At 72.6% G+C, this 18,311-nt stretch carries 18 protein-coding genes; 13 read left to right on the top strand and 5 right to left on the bottom strand.

Annotation, left to right across the window (positions count from 1 at the left end; all coding sequences use genetic code 11):
- Positions 1-556, bottom strand: a 556-nt coding sequence (locus ACSNOK_RS17375) for a hypothetical protein (RefSeq protein ID WP_436781602.1), incomplete at its 3' end; no start/stop codon positions are given.
- A gap of 206 nt (positions 557-762) precedes the next feature.
- On the opposite strand from ACSNOK_RS17375, the gene dnaE reads away from it, so the two are divergent.
- The gene (dnaE, locus tag ACSNOK_RS17370; protein ID WP_436781601.1) at positions 763-4,305 is read left to right on the top strand and encodes a DNA polymerase III subunit alpha; all 3,543 of its coding nucleotides are present in this window, start codon (positions 763-765) and stop codon (positions 4,303-4,305) included.
- Between the two features lie 129 nt (positions 4,306-4,434).
- On the opposite strand, the gene ACSNOK_RS17365 is transcribed toward dnaE, so the two are convergent.
- Entirely contained in the window at positions 4,435-4,596 is a 162-nt protein-coding gene (locus ACSNOK_RS17365) for a hypothetical protein (protein WP_436781600.1), read from the bottom strand.
- Between the two features lie 283 nt (positions 4,597-4,879).
- Between ACSNOK_RS17365 and ACSNOK_RS17360 the strand changes: the two genes are divergently transcribed.
- The 4 genes from ACSNOK_RS17360 to ACSNOK_RS17345 all read left to right on the top strand — a co-directional run bounded on the left by ACSNOK_RS17360 (position 4,880) and on the right by ACSNOK_RS17345 (position 8,964).
- Positions 4,880-6,154 carry an NYN domain-containing protein gene (locus ACSNOK_RS17360; protein ID WP_436781599.1) on the top strand — a complete coding sequence of 425 codons (1,275 nt, stop codon included), beginning with the start codon at positions 4,880-4,882 and terminating at the stop codon, positions 6,152-6,154.
- Between the two features lie 242 nt (positions 6,155-6,396).
- Complete coding sequence (locus tag ACSNOK_RS17355; protein WP_436781603.1) at positions 6,397-7,368, top strand: ABC transporter ATP-binding protein; 972 nt, start codon at positions 6,397-6,399, stop codon at positions 7,366-7,368.
- 88 nt (positions 7,369-7,456) lie between these two features.
- Complete coding sequence (locus ACSNOK_RS17350; RefSeq protein ID WP_436781598.1) at positions 7,457-8,293, top strand: ABC transporter permease; 837 nt, start codon at positions 7,457-7,459, stop codon at positions 8,291-8,293.
- Between the two features lie 59 nt (positions 8,294-8,352).
- Entirely contained in the window at positions 8,353-8,964 is a 612-nt protein-coding gene (locus tag ACSNOK_RS17345) for an ABC transporter permease (RefSeq protein ID WP_436781597.1), read from the top strand.
- A 372-nt stretch (positions 8,965-9,336) separates the two neighbouring features.
- Here the strand turns inward: ACSNOK_RS17345 and ybaK are convergent, their stop codons facing one another.
- The 3 genes from ybaK to ACSNOK_RS17330 form a co-directional block, all read right to left on the bottom strand.
- Positions 9,337-9,834: a Cys-tRNA(Pro) deacylase gene (gene ybaK, locus ACSNOK_RS17340; protein ID WP_436781596.1), complete on the bottom strand. Its 498-nt coding sequence runs from the start codon at positions 9,832-9,834 to the stop codon at positions 9,337-9,339.
- A gap of 17 nt (positions 9,835-9,851) precedes the next feature.
- Positions 9,852-10,589, bottom strand: a complete 738-nt coding sequence (locus tag ACSNOK_RS17335) for an LON peptidase substrate-binding domain-containing protein (protein WP_436781595.1) — start codon at positions 10,587-10,589, stop codon at positions 9,852-9,854.
- Between the two features lie 76 nt (positions 10,590-10,665).
- Entirely contained in the window at positions 10,666-12,270 is a 1,605-nt protein-coding gene (locus ACSNOK_RS17330; RefSeq protein WP_436781594.1) for an oxidoreductase, read from the bottom strand.
- A 245-nt stretch (positions 12,271-12,515) separates the two neighbouring features.
- Here ACSNOK_RS17330 and hisD point away from each other — a divergent pair, with 245 nt between their 5' ends.
- The 8 genes from hisD to hisF are packed head-to-tail and all read left to right on the top strand — an operon-like array spanning position 12,516 to position 18,205.
- Complete coding sequence (gene hisD / locus ACSNOK_RS17325; protein ID WP_436781593.1) at positions 12,516-13,841, top strand: histidinol dehydrogenase; 1,326 nt, start codon at positions 12,516-12,518, stop codon at positions 13,839-13,841.
- Positions 13,838-14,941, top strand: coding sequence for a histidinol-phosphate transaminase (locus ACSNOK_RS17320; protein WP_436781592.1), 1,104 nt, complete (start codon positions 13,838-13,840; stop codon positions 14,939-14,941). The genes hisD and ACSNOK_RS17320 overlap by 4 nt, the downstream gene beginning before the upstream one ends.
- Entirely contained in the window at positions 14,938-15,534 is a 597-nt protein-coding gene (gene hisB, locus ACSNOK_RS17315; RefSeq protein ID WP_004955323.1) for an imidazoleglycerol-phosphate dehydratase HisB, read from the top strand. Before ACSNOK_RS17320 ends, hisB begins: the two co-directional genes overlap by 4 nt.
- Complete coding sequence (locus ACSNOK_RS17310; protein WP_436781591.1) at positions 15,531-15,698, top strand: hypothetical protein; 168 nt, start codon at positions 15,531-15,533, stop codon at positions 15,696-15,698. Before hisB ends, ACSNOK_RS17310 begins: the two co-directional genes overlap by 4 nt.
- Entirely contained in the window at positions 15,695-16,330 is a 636-nt protein-coding gene (gene hisH, locus ACSNOK_RS17305; RefSeq protein WP_436781590.1) for an imidazole glycerol phosphate synthase subunit HisH, read from the top strand. The genes ACSNOK_RS17310 and hisH overlap by 4 nt, the downstream gene beginning before the upstream one ends.
- Positions 16,327-17,052: a bifunctional 1-(5-phosphoribosyl)-5-((5-phosphoribosylamino)methylideneamino)imidazole-4-carboxamide isomerase/phosphoribosylanthranilate isomerase PriA gene (gene priA / locus ACSNOK_RS17300; protein ID WP_436781589.1), complete on the top strand. Its 726-nt coding sequence runs from the start codon at positions 16,327-16,329 to the stop codon at positions 17,050-17,052. Before hisH ends, priA begins: the two co-directional genes overlap by 4 nt.
- The gene (locus ACSNOK_RS17295) at positions 17,049-17,453 is read left to right on the top strand and encodes a RidA family protein (RefSeq protein WP_436781588.1); all 405 of its coding nucleotides are present in this window, start codon (positions 17,049-17,051) and stop codon (positions 17,451-17,453) included. The genes priA and ACSNOK_RS17295 overlap by 4 nt, the downstream gene beginning before the upstream one ends.
- A complete protein-coding gene (gene hisF / locus ACSNOK_RS17290; RefSeq protein ID WP_436781587.1) occupies positions 17,450-18,205 on the top strand; it encodes an imidazole glycerol phosphate synthase subunit HisF in 756 nt (251 codons plus the stop codon). The genes ACSNOK_RS17295 and hisF overlap by 4 nt, the downstream gene beginning before the upstream one ends.
- The last annotated feature ends 106 nt before the right edge of the window (positions 18,206-18,311 follow it).

Genomic DNA, 18,311 nt, shown 5'->3' with positions numbered 1-18,311 from the left:
AGCGGCGCGCGCCCCGCTCCTCCACTCCGTCATCCGGCGCGGCCGGGGTGGCCCGGGCCGCGGCCAGGCGCAGCGGGCGGAAGGCGGCGGCGCCCGCGGCGCGGACCAGCCGGGCGAGGGCGGCCTCGCCCCGGGCGAGCCAGGCGGCGGCCAGCAGGCCGGCCGCGAGGTGGCCGGCGAGCAGCAGCCAGGGGCCGGCGCCGGTGCCGGCGGCGCGGGCCAGCGCGCCGCCCGTGCCGCCCGGGCCGCAGATCAGGGTGAGGGCGCCGGGCAGCGGGTGGCCGGCGGCGTCGTAACAGGTGTCCTGCCCGGTGCCGAGCGCGGCGCCGGCGGCCAGCTCCAGGGGGACCAGGAGGGCGGCGATGCGCCCGAACCGCCGCTCGCGGCCGTACAGGGCCCAGGCCGCGGCGTAGACCCCGGCGGCGACCGCGGCCACCACGGTCACGGGCAGCCGCCGGCCGGACAGCAGGATGTGCGAGGAGGTGGACAGCAGTACGCACAGCGCCGTGAACAGGGCCGCCCGCAGGGCCCGCGACGGTGCTGCCGATATGTCCATATAGCGAGTCTGGCACGTTCCGCGGTAAGCGCTGCTTAAGGAGCGATTCATACTGGTCGTACTCGAATGTTCATGCGAAGGGTCGCCCGTGGCGCTGGCGGCCCCCGGGGGCACCGTGGCGCCGGAGGCGGGCCGGTACCCTTCAGGACTGCCGAGTCTCCTGTTCGTCCCCCCGTTCCCGCCCGCCCCGCCGGAGGTCCTCCACCGTGAGCAAGCCGCCCTTCACGCACCTGCACGTCCACACCCAGTACTCGCTGCTGGACGGTGCCGCGCGGCTCAAGGACATGTTCTCCGCGTGCAAAGACATGGGCATGACGCACATCGCCATGACCGACCACGGCAACCTGCACGGCGCCTACGACTTCTTCCACCAGGCCAAGAAGGCCGAGATCACCCCGATCATCGGCATCGAGGCGTACGTGGCCCCCGAGTCCCGCCGCAACAAGCGGCGCATCCAGTGGGGCCAGCCGCACCAGAAGCGCGACGACGTCTCCGGCTCCGGCGGTTACACCCACAAGACCATCTGGGCGGCGAACAAGACCGGCCTGCACAACCTCTTCCGGCTCTCCTCCGACGCCTACGCCGAGGGCTGGCTCACCAAGTGGCCCCGGATGGACAAGGAGACCATCGCCCAGTGGTCCGAGGGGCTGATCGCCTCCACCGGCTGCCCCTCCGGCGAGCTCCAGACCCGGCTGCGCCTCGGCCAGTACGAGGAGGCCCGCAAGGCGGCGGGCGAGTACCAGGACATCTTCGGCAAGGACCGCTACTTCCTGGAGCTGATGGACCACGGCATCGAGATCGAGCGCCGGGTCCGCGAGGACCTGCTGAAGATCGGCAAGGAGCTGGGCATCCCGCCGATCGTCACCAACGACTCGCACTACACCTACGCGCACGAGGCCAGCGCCCACGACGCCCTGCTCTGCATCCAGACCGGCAAGAACCTCTCCGACCCCGACCGCTTCAAGTTCGACGGCTCCGGCTACTACATCAAGTCCACCGACGAGATGTACGCCGTGGACTCCTCCGACGCCTGGCAGGAGGGGTGCCGCAACACCCTGCTGGTCGCGGAGCAGATCGACACCTCCGGCATGTTCGAGAAGCGCGACCTCATGCCGAAGTTCGACGTCCCCGAGGGGTACACCGAGGTCACCTGGTTCCAGGAGGAGGTCCGGCGGGGCATGGCCCGCCGCTTCCCCGGCGGGGTGCCCGAGGACCGCCAGAAGCAGGCGGAGTACGAGATGGACGTCATCATCCAGATGGGGTTCCCGGGCTACTTCCTCGTCGTCGCCGACTTCATCATGTGGGCGAAGAAGAACGGCATCGCCGTCGGCCCCGGCCGAGGCTCCGCGGCCGGCTCGATCGTCGCGTACGCCATGGGCATCACCGACCTCGACCCGATCCCGCACGGTCTGATCTTCGAGCGGTTCCTCAACCCCGAGCGCGTCTCCATGCCCGATGTCGACATCGACTTCGACGAGCGCCGGCGCTCCGAGGTGATCCGGTACGTCACCGAGAAGTACGGCGCCGACAAGGTCGCCATGATCGGCACCTACGGCACCATCAAGGCCAAGAACGCGATCAAGGACTCGGCCCGCGTCCTCGGCTACCCGTACGCCATGGGCGACCGCATCACCAAGGCCATGCCCGCCGACGTCCTCGGCAAGGGCATCCCGCTCTCCGGCATCACCGACCCCAACCACCCGCGCTACAGCGAGGCGGGCGAGGTCCGGGCGATGTACGAGAACGAGCCGGACGTGAAGAAGGTCATCGACACCGCGCGCGGCGTCGAGGGCCTGGTCCGCCAGATGGGTGTGCACGCGGCCGGCGTGATCATGTCCAGCGAGACGATCACCGACCACGTCCCGGTCTGGGTCAGGCACTCCGACGGCGTCACCATCACCCAGTGGGACTACCCGAGCTGTGAGTCGCTCGGCCTGCTGAAGATGGACTTCCTCGGCCTGCGCAACCTCACGATCATGGACGACGCCGTCAAGATGGTGAAGGCCAACAAGGGGATCGACATCGATCTCCTGAGCCTCCCGCTCGACGACCCCACGACCTTCGAGCTGCTCCAGCGCGGTGACACCCTCGGCGTCTTCCAGTTCGACGGCGGGCCCATGCGGTCCCTGCTGCGGCTGATGAAGCCCGACAACTTCGAAGACATCTCCGCCGTGTCCGCCCTGTACCGGCCGGGCCCGATGGGCATGAACTCGCACACCAACTACGCGCTCCGCAAGAACGGCCAGCAGGAGATCACGCCGATCCACCCCGAGCTGGCGGAGCCGCTCGAAGAGGTCCTCGGCGTCACCTACGGTCTGATCGTCTACCAGGAGCAGGTGCAGAAGGCCGCCCAGATCGTCGCCGGGTACTCGCTCGGCGAGGCCGACATCCTCCGGCGCGTGATGGGCAAGAAGAAGCCCGACGAGCTGGCGAAGAACTTCGTCTTCTTCAAGGAGGGCGCGAAGAAGAAGGGCTTCTCGGACGAGGCCATCCAGGCGCTCTGGGACGTGCTGGTCCCGTTCGCCGGCTACGCGTTCAACAAGGCGCACTCCGCCGCGTACGGCCTGGTCTCCTACTGGACCGCCTACCTCAAGGCCAACCACCCGGCCGAGTACATGGCGGCGCTGCTCACCTCCGTCAAGGACGACAAGGACAAGTCCGCGACGTACCTCAACGAGTGCCGGCGCATGGGCATCAAGGTGCTCCCGCCGAACGTCAACGAGTCCGAGGCCAACTTCGCCGCCCAGGGTGACGACGTGATCCTCTTCGGCCTCACCGCCGTCCGGAACGTCGGCGCCAACGTCGTCGACTCGATCATCCGCTGCCGCAAGTCCAAGGGGAAGTACACCTCCTTCCCCGACTTCCTGGACAAGGTCGAGGCGGTCGTCTGCAACAAGCGCACCGTCGAATCGCTGATCAAGGCGGGCGCCTTCGACGAGATGGGGCACACCCGCAAGGGCCTCACCGCGCACTACGAGCCGATGATCGACAATGTGGTGCAGGTCAAGCGCAAGGAGGCCGAGGGGCAGTTCGACCTCTTCGGCGGCATGGGCGAGGAGGACAGCGGCGGCGAGCCGGGCTTCGGCCTGGACGTCGAGTTCTCCGACGTCGAGTGGGAGAAGTCCTACCTGCTCGCGCAGGAGCGCGAGATGCTCGGCCTCTACGTCTCCGACCACCCGCTCTTCGGCATCGAGCACGTCCTCAACGACAAGGCCGACGCCGGGATCAGCCAGCTCACCGGCGGCGACTACTCCGACGGCGCGATCGTCACCATCGGCGGCATCATCTCCGGCCTCCAGCGAAAGATGACCAAGCAGGGCAACGCCTGGGCGATCGCCACCGTCGAGGACCTGGCCGGCTCCATCGACTGCATGTTCTTCCCCGCCACCTACCAGTTGGTCTCCACCCAGCTGGTCGAGGACGCCGTCGTCTTCGTCAAGGGCCGGCTGGACAAGCGGGAGGACATCCCGCGCCTGGTCGCCATGGAGCTGATGGTCCCCGACCTGTCCAACGCGGGCACCAACGCGCCCGTGATCATCTCCATCCCCACGGTGAAGGTCACCCCGCCGCTGGTCGAACGGCTCGGCCAGGTGCTCACCCACCACCGGGGCTCCACCGAGGTGCGCATCAAGCTCCAGGGGGCGCGGAAGACGACCGTCCTGCGGCTGGACCGGCACCGGGTCAACCCCGACCCGGCCCTCTTCGGCGACCTGAAGCAGCTGCTCGGGCCGTCCTGCCTGGCGGGCTGACGCCCGGCCGGACGGTACGAACGGACGCGGGCGCACGGCCCAGGCGAACGGCCGTGCGTCAACGCTCCGACGCGACGGAGGGCGCGCCCGCAGACCGCGGGCGCGCCCTCACGCGCATCCAGGCGCCGGTCAGTTGTGGCCGAAGCGCTTCTGCCGGCTCTTGTGGGCCACGTCCGCCGGGGTCACCCGCGTCGAATGGGCCTCCATGGCCGACTTCTGCGCCTGCTCCTGACCGCGCTCGGTCTGCGCCGCCTTCTGCTGACTCCGGTCCTGCTTCTTGTTCTTGGCCATGGCCGTTGTTCGCCTCCACTCCGGATGCCCCCCGGTGTCTCCGCACAACACCCTGGCATGTGCCGACGAAACCCGCATTTCGGTCCATAACCATGTGTGACAGCGATACTTCTCGGCCGCACCCCGTATCCGCCACGCCGATGATCCAGTTCGGACTGATAACCCCCGTGCGGTCGGGCAGACTCCTGGGAAAGCCATGTGACATCCGGGGCACTGCCGTGCCGGGGGCGACCGCATCACCCGACATGCCGGACATGCTGGACATACGGAGAGAAGGTGCACCGTGGACCGCTGCGTCGTCCTGGTGGACGCCGGGTACCTGCTGGGCGCCGCCGCCAGCCTGCTGGCCGGGGAACCCGCCCGGTCCCGCATCACCGTCGACCACACCACCCTCATCCAGGGCCTGCGCGAACGCGCCGAGGACGACACCCAACGCCCCCTGCTGCGCATCTACTGGTTCGACGGCGCCCCCGACCGGGTGCCCCAGCCCGAGCACCGCCGGCTGCGCGTGATGCCCCGGGTCACCGTCCGGCTCGGCGCCCTCACCCGCACCGACGGCCGCTGGGCCCAGAAGGGCGTCGACGCGGCCATGCACGCCGAGCTCACCGAACTCGCCCGCAACCGGGCCTGCTCCGACATCGTCCTCGTCACCGGCGACGGCGACCTGCTCCCCGGCCTGATGTCCGCCAAGGAACACGGCGTCGCCGTCCACCTCTGGGCCGTCCAGGCCGCCGACGGCGACTACAACCAGTCCGAGGACCTCGTCGCCGAGGCCGACGAACGCCGCGTCCTCGACCGCACCTGGATCACCCGCGCCGTGCGCGCCCGCGAGCTCACCGGCCCCTGCGCCCCCGCCCCCACCGCCGAGCCCGAGATCGCGGCGATCCTCTCCGCGCCGCTGCCCGAGACCGCCGGGGCGGGGGAGCGGGTGGGGGCGCCGACCGCCCCCGCCGCGCCGCGCGAACCCGTACGCAACGGGGTGCGGTCCGCGTCCGCGCCCGCCGCGGGTGCCGAGCGGGGCGACGGGTCGGTCACCCGGACCGTGCCCACCCCCAAGGACCTCGCCGTCCTCGGCAAGGGGCCCGCCGCCGGGCCGGCCGTCTCCCCGCCGTCCGCCCTCGGCCACCCCAACGCCACCCTGCGCTGGTCCTCCGACCGGGGGATGGTCGACCGGGGCCCCGGCAACGGTTCCGGCGAGCCGCCCGAGATCGCCGCCCTGCCGACGCTCGCCCAGCTCACCAGCGCCGAACAGCGGTGGGCCGACAGGGAGGAGGACATCACCACGGTGGGTGGTGATCCTTTCGAGGTGGGGCAGGTGTTCGCCCGGCGGTGGACCGAGCGGATCACCGATTCCGTGCATCTGCAGCATCTGTCGACGGAGTATCCACGGATTCCGCATCGGATCGACGGGGAGTTGCTGCGGTACGCGGCGAGGTTCGGATTGCTGGCGCACAAGGACGATCAGATCGACGAGCGGGATCGGTACGCGATCCGGGCCGGCTTCTGGCGGGAGATCGACGCGCGGACGGCAGCGGAGCATGCGCCTGCCGGCGATTGAGGGTGCCCCGGTCCCTCCCTTTCACCGTTTCTCGGGGGGGCGAGCCCCCCCGCCCCCGAAGCGCCCTGCGGGCGCTGTCCTCAAACGTCGGACGGGCTGATACAGCCCGTCCGGCGTTTGAGGGGCGGGACCGGGGCAACACCCTCGTACCCCCGTCGCAGTCGTCGCCCGCCGTACGCGTACCCTCATAGCTCGTGAGGATGGGCGTGAAGCAGGCGGCAGGGCACGCCGGAGAGCCGGTGGTGTGCTCCGTGCGCGGTCTGGTGAAGACGTACGCCGCCGCTCGCGGCCGTCGCGGAAGACCGGCCGAACAGGAGGTCCGCGCCAGCGACGGCATCGACCTCGACGTCCGCCGAGGCGAGATCTTCGGCCTGCTCGGCCCCAACGGCGCCGGCAAGACCACCCTCGTCCGCCAGCTCACCGGCCTCCTCCGCCCCGACGAGGGCACGGTCGAGCTGCTCGGCCACGACCTCGTCCGCCATCCCGACCGGGCGGCGCGGCTCGTCGGCTACCTCGGACAGCAGTCGACCGCGCTGGACGAGCTGACGGTGGCGCTGGCCGCCGAGACGACCGGGCGGCTGCGCGGCCTGGGGCTGCGGGCGGCGCGCGCCGAACGGGACGCGGTCCTCGACGAACTCGGGCTGGGCCCGCTCGCGGGCCGGCCGCTGAAGAAGCTCTCCGGCGGCCAGCGCCGCCTCGCCTGCTTCGCCGCCACCCTCGTCGGCGACCGGCCGCTGCTGATCCTGGACGAGCCGACCACGGGCATGGACCCGGTCGCCCGGCGCGCCGTGTGGGCCGCCGTCGACCGGCGGCGCGCCGAGCGCGGTGCCACCGTCCTGCTCGTCACGCACAACGTCATCGAGGCCGAGACCGTCCTCGACCGGGTCGCCGTGCTGGAGCGCGGGCGCATCATCGCCTGCGACACCCCGGCCGGACTCAAGGAGCTCGTCGCGGACGAGGTGCGGCTCGACCTCGTCTGGCGCGACGCGCCGCCGCTCGACGTCCCCGAGGTCGCGGCGCTCCGCGACACCGCCACCGAGACCGGCCGCCGCTGGTCGCTGCGGCTCGGCCACGCCGAGGCGCGGGCGGCCGTCGCCGCCGTCACCGGGGGCCCCGCCTTCGCCGCGCTCGACGACTTCACGCTCGCCACGCCCAGCCTGGAGGACGTCTACCTCGCGCTGGGCGGCCGCGCGGAAGGTCTGGTGAAGGGATGACCGGGCCGGCCGCGTTGACTGTGCCGACAGGGGCCCGCGGAACGTCCGTCGCCGTGCCGCCGCCCGTACCGAACAGGAGTCGTTCCGCGTGAGTGCTGTGTCCGCAGAAGCGGTGACCGGGAAGGTACGGGAACGGGGTGCGGTCCGGCCCCGGCCGACGGGCGGGGAGCCCGCCCCGCTGGCGCCGCGCGCGCGGCTGCTGCCCGCGCTGTCGGCCGTCTACCGGGCGCAGCTCTCCCGCGCCCGGGTGGCGCGGATCCCGCTGCTGTTCGTGGCGACCTTCCAGTCCGTCGGCATCATGATCCTGATGCGCGGGGTCGTGGACGGCGGCGACGAGGCGCGGGCCGTGGTGGCCGGCTCCAGTGTGCTGGTGGTCGCGTTCGTCGCGCTCAACCTGCTCGCCCAGTACTTCGGCCAGCTGCGCGCGAGCGGAGGGCTCGACCACTACGCGACGCTGCCCGTGCCGCCCGCCGCCGTGGTGCTGGGCGCGGCGGGCGCCTACGCGTCGTTCACCGTGCCCGGGACGGCCGTCACCGCCGTCGTCGGGAGCGTGCTGTTCAAGCTGCCGCTGGCGCACCTGTGGGTGCTGGCCGGCGTCATTCCGTTGTCCGGGGCCGCCCTGGCCGGGCTCGGGGCCGCCCTCGGGCTGCTCGCGCCCCGGCAGGAACTGGCGACGCTGCTGGGCCAGCTCGGCATGTCGGCCGCGCTGCTGCTCGGCGTCCTGCCCGCCTCGCACATGCCCGCCCCGATCGCCCTCGCCCGCGACCTGCTGCCGTCGACGTACGGCGTGGAGGCGTTCGCCCGCAGCTTCGACGCGCACCCCGACTGGCTGCGGGTCGCCGCGGACCTCGGCGTCTGCGCCGGCGTCGGCGTGGTCTCGCTCGCCGTCGCCACCTGGGCGTACCGCCGGGCGGCGGTGCGGTGACGCGCCGCGTCGTCCGTCCTGCCGCCGACGCCGCGTCCTCGACCTGGCACGATGGCGGGGTGACCGCTCCACTGACCCCCGACCACCAGCCACCTCCCAGCCCCTCCTACGAGAGCCGCGGCGGCCGGGCCGCCCTCCTCGACGCGGTGCGCGCCGAACTGCCCGCCGCCGGCGTCGTCGCCGCGGCCGTGACGGTCTCCGGGGCGCTCTTCGGACTGCTGTGGGTGTGGCTCGCCCCCCATGTGCCGCTGATCTCTGACGGCCGGGCCGTGTTCCTCAAGAACTCGGAAGGCGAGCAGGCGATCGGCGCCGACGGCACGTTCGCCCTGCTGGGCCTGGGCTTCGGCGTGGTCGCCGCGGCCCTGGTGTTCCTCTTCCGGCGGGCCGGCGGCATCGCCGTCGTCGCCGCCCTGGCGGCGGGCTCGCTGCTGGCGTCCGTGCTCGCCTGGCGGCTGGGCGTCTGGCTCGGGCCGTCCTCCGACGTGGCGGCCCACGCGCGGGCTGTCGGCAAGGGGGTCGTCTTCGACGCGCCGCTGCGGCTGGGGGCGAAGGGGATGCTGCTGGCTTTCCCGATCGCGGCGATGGCCGTCCACCTGGCGCTCACCGCGGCGTTCGGGCCGCGGGACCCGGAGCCGGGCCCGCCGTGGGAGGCGGGCGCCGGCTCCCGTTGAGCTCAGGCCGGCCGGCGGCCGTGGTTCGCCCGGTTCTTCTTGAGCCGCCACTTGCGCTTGCGGGTGCGCTTGGACATGCGGGCCCTTTCGTGGGCGGTCGGTTGACGCGTCGCGCTCCTGTCGTAGCGCGGTACGCCGCCGGCGTCCAGGGGGTGTGCCCCGGTCCCGCCCCTTCGCCGATTCCCGGGGGTGGCCCCCGGACCCCCTGAAACCGCGCTCCGCGCGGTTGTCCTCAAGCGCCGGACGGGCTGGAGTGTGCCTGAGCCGGCGCTATCAGCCCGTCCGGCGTTTGAGGACGAGCGGCGAAGCCGCGACAAGCGGGGTCTGGGGCGCAGCCCCAGGAAACGGCGAAGGGGCGGGTCTGGGGCCCCCTCACCCCCGCGCGATCTCCGCGACCTTCGCCCCCGTCAGCCGCACCAGCACTTCCGGCTCCAGCTCCACCTCCAGCCCCCGGCGCCCCGCCGACACATGGATCGTGGCGTGGACGAGAGCCGACGCGTCGACCGCCGTAGGCAGCCGCTTGCGCTGCCCCAGCGGCGAGATGCCGCCGCGCACGTACCCCGTGGTGCGTTCCGCCGCCGCCGGGTCCGCCATCGTGGCGCGCTTGGCGCCGAGTGCCGCCGCCAGGGCTTTGAGGTCGAGGGAGCCGCTGACGGGGACGACGGCCACCGTGAGGGTGCCGTCGACCTCCGCCACCAGGGTCTTGAAGACGCGGCCGGGCTCGACACCGAGAGCGTCGGCGGCCTCCTCGCCGTAGGACGCCGACGCCGGGTCGTGGGTGTAGGAGTGCAGGGAGAACGGGACGCCCGCCTTCTCCAGGGCGACCACGGCGGGGGTGCCGCCCGACGTCCCCGCGGCCTTCTTCGCCAACGCGCCTTCGCCTCCGCTCAGTTGGGGCTGGTCGGCCGCCGGGTGAAGTCCACCGCCGGCAGCGAGGGGAGCTTACCGATCAAGGCCGTCTCGGCGCGCAGCAGTCTCAGCTCGTCCGCCAGCCGGGACGCGGTGTCCGGCGCCTGGAGCAGCCGTTGCTTGGCCGGGACGTCGAGCATGGTGGCGGAGGCGACCAGGTACGACAGCACGGACGGCTCCTCCGGGATGTCCTGCCGGCCGGACAGGGTCCGTTCGCTGGCTCCCGCCAGCCGCTTCTGGTACGCGCGGAACGCCCGCAGCACCCCGGAGGCGAGCGCGCCGGCCCCCTCGCCGGGACGTTCCTCCAACTCCTCCGTCTCTCCGGTGAGGAACGGGCCGGAGGCGTTGACGGACAGCAGCCGGAACCGGGTCGTGCCGGTGGCCAGGACCTCGAACGTGCCGTCCGGCCGCTCCCGCAGGGTCGCGGCCTCCGCGACGCAGCCCACGGCGTGGAACGCGGTCATCGGGTCCGGGCCGAAGCCCGTCGCCGGGCCGGGCTCCGGGCGGGTGTCCGTCGGCAGCCCGGGGGCGCTGGGCGCCACTTCGAATCCGTCGCGGATGGCCACGACGCCGAACCGGCGCGGGGCGTCGTCGGGCAGCTCCGCGAGGTGGCGCATCATCGCGCGGTACCGCCGCTCGAAGACGTTCAGAGGCAGGACGAGGCCCGGGAACAGCACCGAGTTGAGGGGGAAGATCGGGAGGCGCGCGGTGGTCACAGCCGGTAAGCCTAGGCCCTGCGGGCCCTGGAGCGCTCCCTTCCGCTCCCGTCCCGCCTCCGGCCCCGGCCCTCCGTCACTGGCGGCGCAGCAGCCGTGACGCGCCCGCCGCGACCGTGGTGGCCAGCACCCAGCCGACCAGGACCAGTACCGTGGCCAGCCACTGCCCCGTCCCGCTGGTCTTCCACGCCGCGCCCTGCCCCAGGTCCACGACGGGCAGCAGCAGGTCGAGGGTGTAGAGCGCGGCGTTCCAGGTGGGCGAGCCCTCCTGGGGTTTCACGGGAGGGAGGGGGTGGCGGGCGAACCACAGGGTGCCGAGCGCCCAGAGCACCGCCATCCACAGCGCGGCCCGGCCGGGGCGGTAGCCGTAGGCCACCGTCCAGTCCTGGAGGTACCCCCACGCCTTCCCGGCCAGCGGCAGCGTCTCGCGGCGGCGGCGCTGTTTGGCGAGCAGCACCGCCCGGGCGTCGGTGTCCTCGCCGCTGACCCGCAGCGAGGCGGCCAGGCACTCGTAGGGTTCGGGCGCGTACTCGGGCGTCGCGGCGGCCACCCACTCCAGCCGCCGGGCCAGCGGAAACGAGCCGTGCGGTATCAGCGTCTCGTACGAGAACCCGGCCATCACCAGCCCGCCCGGGCCGGGCCAGCTCTCCCACCGGTCGACGAGGTTGACCACCCGCGCGCCGGACAGCACCACCCGCCCGTGCTCCGGCCGCTGGCCGAGGAAGCGCAGCTCCGGCGTCTGGATCCGGCGCAGCGAGACCTCCTGGCCGTCGGAGAGCACCAGCCGCGCCCCGCTGAAGTCCAGCGCGTCCCCGAACCGGCCGTCGTCCAGCCGCATCCCGCCCTCGCAGCTGAAGTTCCGCAGCCGCGTCCCGTAGGCCGGGCCCGTCGGGGAGATCCCGTACGGGGGCGTGGCGCCCGACACCACCGGGCCGTCCTCGGCGGCGGGCGTGAGGTAGACGGTCCGCTCGACGGTGAGCTGCGGGGCGTTGAGCGCCCGCCGCCCGAAGGGGTTGCTCAGGGTCGTCCCGCGCAGGCTGAGCGAGGCGCCTATCTTCGCGCCGCGCAGGCTCAGCTCCCCGTACGCCCGGGCCAGCTCCGCCTGGAGGTCCTGGCCGACGGTGAGGCCGTCGGCGGCGACGCTCACCCCGCGCCGGTCGCGGCGGATCACGGCCTGGTTGAGCAGCAGGTCGGTGCCGACCCGGGCGTCGGTCAGCCGGATGCCGCGCCGGACGACGCAGCGCGGCAGGTGCAGGTCGCCCTCGGTGCTCAGCCGGGCGGCCTCCAGCCGGGGGAGGGAGCAGCCGACCAGCCGCAGGGTGGTGAAGCGGCACTCCGGCAGGAGGAGCTGCTGTTCGAAGCGGCAGTTCCGGAGTTCCACGTAGGGGACGACCGTGCCGCCGGAGAGGTCCAGCAGGCCGGTGATCCGTACGCCGTCGAGCTTGAGCGCCGGCACCCGGCCGGGTAACGCGGGCGGGCCGTCCAGCAGCAGTAACGCGATCACCTGAGCCCGCACACTGCGCTCCGGGCCCCAGGTGTAGGGGCCGTCGGGGTCGTTCCACTCCGGGTGCGGGGTGCGGAGGTCGTGGGTGGTGCCGGAGCGGAAGGCCTGCCACATGCCCAGTTCGGCGGGGGTGAGCTCCAGGCCGGGGGGCGGATCTCCGTCGGGCGACGCGGTCACGGTTCCCTCCCTCTCGCGCGCTCGGGCGGCGCCGGACGCCTGTGACTCCCGTGACGCCGGCCGCGCGTACTGGCTCGATTCCCGGTGGGTGACCGCTTGAACACGCAGCGTGCGACGACTTTGACGGGCGCCCGTCAAGGACGCTCCGCGGCGGGTGCGACGGAGTGAAGATCGATTCCCGGCCGGCGTATCACTGGGTGGTACGGAGAGCCGTGCGGCGGGACGGGTCTGAGACAATTGGCCATGTGATCTCCCGAATCGATCTGCGCGGCGGAGCCGTCACCGACGGCGTCATCGACCGTGACCTGCTGCCCCGAGCCGAACTCGACGTCGAGGCCGCCCTGGAGAAGGTGCGGCCCATCTGCGAGGACGTGCATCATCGCGGGACGGCGGCACTGATCGACTACGCGGAGAAGTTCGACGGCGTCACCATCGACCGGGTGCGCGTCGCGCCCGAGGCGATCGAGCGCGCCCTGGCGGAGCTGGACCCGGCGGTCCGCGCCGCCCTGGAGGAGTCCATCCGCCGCGCCCGCCTCGTCCACCGTGAGCAGCGCCGCACCGACAAGACCGTCACCGTCGTCCCCGGCGGCACGGTCACCGAGCGCTGGGTGCCCGTCGAGCGCGTCGGCCTGTACGTGCCGGGCGGCAACGCCGTCTACCCGTCGTCCGTCGTGATGAACGTCGTGCCCGCGCAGGAGGCCGGCGTCGCCTCGCTCGCTGTCTCCTCGCCGCCGCAGAAGGCCTTCGGCGGCCTGCCGCACCCGACGATCCTCGCCGCCTGCGCCCTGCTCGGCGTGGACGAGGTGTACGCGGCCGGCGGCGCCCAGGCGATCGCCATGTTCGCCTACGGCACCGACGAGTGCCGGCCCGCCCAGCTCGTCACCGGCCCCGGCAACATCTGGGTCGCCGCCGCCAAGCGGCTGCTCAAGGGCCGTATCGGCATCGACGCCGAGGCCGGCCCGACCGAGATCGCCATCCTCGCCGACGACACCGCCGACGCCGCGCACGTCGCCGCCGACCTGATCAGCCAGGCCGAGCACGACACGCTGGCCGCCGCCGTCCTCGTCACGCCCTCCGAGGCGCTCGCCGAGGCCGTCGAGGCCGAGCTGAAGACGCAGGTGGCGGCGACCAAGCACGTCGAGCGGATCACGGAGGCGCTGGCCGGCCGGCAGTCCGGCATCGTCCTCGTCGACGACCTCGACCAGGGCCTCGCCGTGGTCGACGCCTACGCCGCCGAGCACCTGGAGATCCAGACCGCCGACGCGTCCGCCGTCGCCGCCCGGGTCCGCAACGCCGGCGCGGTCTTCGTCGGCCCGTACGCGCCCGTCTCCCTCGGCGACTACTGCGCCGGCTCCAACCACGTCCTGCCCACCGGCGGCTGCGCCTGCCACTCCTCCGGCCTGTCCGTGCAGTCCTTCCTGCGCGGCATCCACGTCGTGGACTACAGCCGCGACGCGCTCGCCGACGTCACCCACCACGTGGTGACGCTCGCGGAGGCGGAGGACCTGCCGGCGCACGGCGCGGCGCTCAAGGCGAGGTTCGACTGGAAGGTTCCCGGTAAGAGCGCGTGACACGGATCGACGAACTCCCCATCCGGGACGAACTGCGCGGCAAGACCCCGTACGGCGCGCCGCAGCTCGACGTCCCCGTCCGGCTGAACACCAACGAGAACCCCTACCCGCTGCCCGAGGCCCTGGTCGCCCGGATCGCCGAGCGCGTCGCCGAGGCCGCCCGGCACCTCAACCGCTACCCGGACCGGGACGCGGTCGAGCTGCGCACCCGGCTCGCCGAGTACCTCACCCGCACCGGCGGGTACGAGGTCGGGTACGCCGACGTGTGGGCGGCCAACGGCTCCAACGAGGTCCTCCAGCAGCTGCTCCAGACCTTCGGCGGGCCCGGCCGCACGGCGATGGGCTTCGAGCCCTCGTACTCCATGCACGCGCTGATCTCCCGGGGCACCGGCACCGGCTGGCTCGCCGGGCCGCGCCGTGAGGACTTCACCATCGACGTCGACGCGGCCGTCGCGGCCATCGCCGAGCACCGCCCCGACGTGGTCTTCGTCTGCTCGCCCAACAACCCCACCGGCACCGCCGTCGACGCGGAGACCGTGCTGCGGCTGTACGACGCGGCGCAGGCGGCCAAGCCGTCGATGGTCGTCGTGGACGAGGCGTACGGCGAGTTCAGCCACCACCCGTCGCTGCTGCCGCTGCTCGCGGGCCGGCCGCACCTCGTCGTCTCGCGCACGATGTCCAAGGCGTTCGGCGCGGCCGGGCTGCGGCTGGGCTACCTCGCCGCCGACCCGGCGGTGGTGGACGCCGTGCAGCTCGTCCGGCTGCCGTACCACCTCTCGTCCGTCACCCAGGCGACCGCCCTCGCGGCGCTGGAGTACACGGACACGCTGCTCGGCTACGTCGAGCGGCTGAAGACCGAACGCGACCGCCTGGTCGCCGAGCTGCGGGCGATGGGCTGCGAGGTCACCGCGTCCGACGCGAACTTCGTCCAGTTCGGGGTGTTCGACGACGCCCACGCCGCCTGGCAGGCCATCCTCGACCGGGGCGTCCTGGTCCGGGACAACGGCGTGCCCGGCCGGCTGCGGGTCACCGCGGGCACCCCGCGAGAGAACGACGCGTTCCTGGACGCGGTGCGCGCCGTCATGAAGGAGAACCGATGAACCACCGCGTGGGTCGCGTCGAGCGGACCACCAAGGAGACGTCCGTCCTGGTCGAGATAGACCTCGACGGGACCGGGCAGGTCGACGTGTCGACGGGTGTCGGCTTCTACGACCACATGCTCGACCAGCTCGGCCGGCACGGGCTGTTCGACCTCACCGTCAAGACCGACGGCGACCTGCACATCGACACCCACCACACCATCGAGGACACCGCCCTCGCGCTGGGCGCCGCCTTCCGGCAGGCGCTCGGCGACAAGGTGGGCATCTACCGGTTCGGCAACTGCACGGTCCCGCTGGACGAGTCGCTGGCCCAGGTGACCGTCGACCTCTCCGGCCGGCCGTACCTGGTGCACACCGAGCCCGAGAACATCGCGCCGATGATCGGCACCTACGACACGACGATGACCCGGCACATACTGGAGTCCTTCGTCGCCCAGGCGCAGATCGCGCTGCACGTCCACGTGCCGTACGGGCGCAACGCGCACCACATCGTGGAGTGCCAGTTCAAGGCGCTGGCGCGGGCGCTGCGGTACGCGTGCGAGCGCGACCCGCGGGCCGCCGGAATCCTCCCGTCCACGAAGGGTGCGCTGTGAACGGCCTCTCCACCGCCCTGATCCTGGTCGGGCTCTTCCTCGTCGGCGGGATCATCTCCTTCGTCAAGCAGGGCATGCCGAAGGGCGTCATCGTGCTGCTCGGGATCGGTGCCGCGATGGCGCTGACCGCCGGTGTGATGCGGATCGAAAGCCTGTGGTCATGAGCAAGAAGGTTGTTGTCTTCGACTACGGATTCGGCAACGTCCGGTCGGCCGAGCGGGCCCTCGCCCACGTCGGCGCCGACGTCGAGATCACCCGCGACTTCGACCGGGCCATGAACGCCGACGGCCTCCTCGTCCCCGGCGTCGGCGCGTTCGCCGCCTGCATGAGCGGGCTGCGGGAGGCGCGCGGCCACTGGATCGTCGACCGGCGGCTGTCCGGCGGCCGGCCCGTGATGGGCATCTGCGTCGGCATGCAGGTCCTCTTCGCCCGGGGCGTGGAGCACGGCGTCGAGACCGACGGCCTGGACGAGTGGCCCGGCACGGTCGAGCCGCTCAAGGCCCCGGTCGTCCCGCACATGGGGTGGAACACCGTCACCCCCGCCGAGGGCTCCGCCCTCTTCGCCGGGCTCGACGCGGACACCCGCTACTACTTCGTGCACTCCTACGCCGTCCGCGACTGGACCCTCGAAGTCACCAACGAGGCCATCAAGCCGCCGCTGGTGACCTGGGCCGAGCACGGCGAGCCGTTCGTCGCCGCCGTCGAGAACGGGCCCCTCTGGGCCACCCAGTTCCACCCCGAGAAGTCCGGCGACGCCGGATCCCAGCTCCTCACCAACTGGATCGGAACCCTGTGACCAAGCTCGAACTCCTCCCCGCCGTCGACGTCCGCGACGGCCAGGCCGTGCGCCTGGTCCACGGCGAGTCGGGCTCCGAGACCTCGTACGGCGACCCGCTGGCCGCCGCCCGCGCCTGGCAGGACGCCGGCGCCGAGTGGCTCCACCTCGTCGACCTGGACGCCGCCTTCGGCACCGGCGACAACCGGGAGCGGATCGCCGAGGTCGTCCGCGCCATGGACATCAAGGTCGAGCTGTCCGGCGGCATCCGCGACGACGCCTCGCTGGCCGCCGCCCTCGCCACCGGCTGCACCCGCGTCAACCTGGGCACCGCCGCCCTGGAGACCCCCGAGTGGGTCGCCAAGGTCATCGCCGAGCACGGCGACCGGATCGCCGTCGGCCTCGACGTGCGCGGCACCACCCTGCGCGGCCGCGGCTGGACCCGCGACGGCGGCGACCTCTACGAGACGCTCGCCCGCCTCGACTCCGAGGGCTGCGCCCGCTACGTCGTCACCGACATCGCCAAGGACGGCACCCTCCAGGGCCCCAACCTGGAGCTGCTGAAGAACGTCTGCGCCGCCACCGACAAGCCGGTCGTCGCCTCCGGCGGCGTCTCCTGCCTCGACGACCTGCGGGCCATCGCCGGTCTGGTGCCGCGGGGTGTAGAAGGCGCGATCGTGGGCAAGGCCCTCTACGCCAAGGCGTTCACCCTCGAAGAGGCCCTGGAGGCAGTGTCCGTATGAGTGAGACCCCGGCCCCGCGGCGCGTGCAGACAGACAGTCCCTGGGAAGCGACGTTCGGCTTCGCACGTGCCGTGGCGGCCGGGGACCGGGTGCACGTCGCCGGCACGATGCCGCTGGTCGACGGCGTCCTCGTGGGCGAAGGCGACCCCTACGAACAGGCCCGGGCCGCCTTCGGCAACGCGCTCGCCGCCCTGGAGGAGTTCGGCCTCGGCCCCGAGTCCGTCGTCCGCACCCGGATGTACCTGACCCACGCGCGGGACGTGGACGCGGTCGGCCGCGCCCACAAGGAGCTCTTCGACGGCGTCCGGCCCGCCGCGACCATGGTCGTGGTGTCCGGCTTCGTCGACTCGCGCGTCCTGGTCGAAGTAGAAGTAGAAGCATTCAGAGGAGCAACGGCGTGACCCTCGCGGTCCGAGTCATCCCCTGCCTCGACGTGGACAACGGCCGCGTCGTCAAGGGGGTCAACTTCCAGAACTTGCGCGACGCGGGCGACCCCGTCGAGATGGCCCGCGTCTACGGGCGGGAGGGCGCCGACGAGCTCACCTTCCTCGACATCACGGCCTCCTCCGGCAACCGCGAGACGACTTATGACGTGGTGCGGCGGACTGCCGAGCAGGTTTTCATCCCGCTGACGGTGGGGGGTGGGGTTCGGACCGCCGACGACGTCGACAAGCTGCTGCGGGCCGGCGCGGACAAGGTCGGTGTGAACACCGCTGCCATCGAGCGGCCCGATCTCGTGCGGGAGATCGCGGAGCGGTTTGGGCGGCAGGTGCTCGTGTTGTCCGTCGACGCGCGGCGGACTCCGTCCGGGTCCTTCGAGGTCACCACGCACGGCGGGCGGCGGGGGACCGGGCTCGACGCGGTCGAGTGGGCGCATCGGGCGGCGGAGCTGGGGGCGGGGGAGATCCTGCTCAACTCGATGGACGCGGACGGGACGAAGGACGGGTACGACACGGAGATGATCGCTGCTGTGCGGCGGCATGTGTCGGTGCCGGTCATTGCCAGTGGCGGGGCGGGGGAGCTCGCGCACTTCGCCCCGGCGGTGGCGGCGGGTGCGGACGCGGTGCTCGCGGCTTCGGTGTTCCACTTCGGTGATCTGCGGATCGGGGATGTGAAGGGGGCGCTGCGGGCCGCGGGGCATCCCGTGCGGTGAGGTTGCCCCAGTCCCGCCCCTTCGCCGTTTCCCGGGGAGGGCCCCGGACCCCCTGAAACCGCGCTTCGCGCGGTTGTCCTCAAACGCCGGACGGGCTGATACAGCC

The organism is Streptomyces sp. URMC 126, from assembly GCF_051386555.1.
Lineage (GTDB): Bacteria > Actinomycetota > Actinomycetes > Streptomycetales > Streptomycetaceae > Streptomyces.
Note: the sequence above shows the minus strand (reverse complement) of the source record. Positions and strands in the feature narration are given on the sequence as shown.

Excerpts from the sequence above, each read along its gene's own strand:
- ACSNOK_RS17365 (WP_436781600.1), bottom strand. The coding sequence starts at position 4,596 with ATGGCCAAGAACAAGAAGCAGGACCGGAGTCAGCAGAAGGCGGCGCAG.
- hisB (WP_004955323.1), top strand. The coding sequence starts at position 14,938 with ATGAACCACCGCGTGGGTCGCGTCGAGCGGACCACCAAGGAGACGTCC.
- hisH (WP_436781590.1), top strand. The coding sequence starts at position 15,695 with ATGAGCAAGAAGGTTGTTGTCTTCGACTACGGATTCGGCAACGTCCGG.
- ACSNOK_RS17295 (WP_436781588.1), top strand. The coding sequence starts at position 17,049 with ATGAGTGAGACCCCGGCCCCGCGGCGCGTGCAGACAGACAGTCCCTGG.